This is a genomic window from Mesorhizobium sp. PL10 (assembly GCF_053714315.1).
This window is the reverse complement of sequence record NZ_JBSKBR010000259.1, coordinates 1-211: the sequence shown is the minus strand read 5'-3', so window position 1 is coordinate 211 and position 211 is coordinate 1. Positions and strand designations below refer to the sequence as shown.

The following is a 211-nucleotide window of genomic DNA, read 5'->3' as shown; positions in this document are numbered from 1 at the left end:
GGGAGCATGAGGATTTATGGGGCGGTCATGCGGCGCGGACCGTTTCTCTGTGCTCGTGATTATCGTTGGCCATGCCGGGATACCATTGCCGGAAGGTCGAGCGGAGGGAACCGTCAAGGGTCTGCGTGCGGGTTTGCAGCAGAAGATGCGCGCCGACCCTGCTCCACTGCATCTGCTGTTTCTTGGCGAAGCGCTTGGAGATGACGGCGTT

Annotated in this window: 1 pseudogene; it reads right to left on the bottom strand. The window is 60.7% G+C overall.

Going from position 1 to position 211, the window contains the following annotated elements:
- Positions 1-25: 25 nt before the first annotated feature.
- Positions 26-211 (bottom strand): annotated as a pseudogene (locus ACWGTO_RS34080) (ISKra4 family transposase); the annotation flags it as partial.